The following is a 592-nucleotide window of genomic DNA, read 5'->3' as shown; positions in this document are numbered from 1 at the left end:
CGCGGATTGCTGGGCGAATTTGGACTGCACTTCGCGGCAGGCCGCCACGCCGGGTTGGCCGAAATACGCGCCCGTCGGGAAGAAATTGAGAAGACTGTGCCGCCTATGCTGTGGTTGGCCCTGGCCCGTCAACTGGATGAAATCCGGCGTCAGGACGACCAAATCCTGGAGATCGAGCGCGAGATCGCCAACTGCCTGCGCAGCCATGCCGCAGGGCAGACCGTGGAAGAGATTCCGGGCATTGGTCCGATTACCGCCTCGGCCCTGGTGGCGACCATGGGTTCTGCCCAAGCCTTCCGCTCAGGCAGGGCCTTCGCGGCAAGCTTGGGTCTGGTTCCGAGACAGTCCGGCTCCGGCGGCAAAGTACAGTTGGGCGGTATCAGCAAACGGGGCGACCCGTACCTGCGGCGCCTGCTTATCCACGGGGCACGCGTCGTGCTGACGCGATCCGGCAAACGGCCGCCCTGGGCTGACGCCATGCTGGCACGTCGCCCCACCAACGTCGTGGTGGTGGCATTGGCGAACAAAATGGCGCGCACGGCATGGGCCTTGCTGGCCCATGGCCGCCATTACGACCCTCAGTATGTAAATC

General features: G+C 64.5%; 1 protein-coding gene. It reads left to right on the top strand.

The annotated features are described in order from the left end of the window. The coding region (locus ACW4E8_RS41060) for an IS110 family RNA-guided transposase (RefSeq protein WP_456809702.1) at nt 1-592 on the top strand (592 nt) is incomplete at both ends.

This window comes from Cupriavidus sp. CP313 (genome assembly GCF_054072015.1).
Note: the sequence above shows the minus strand (reverse complement) of the source record. Positions and strands in the feature narration are given on the sequence as shown.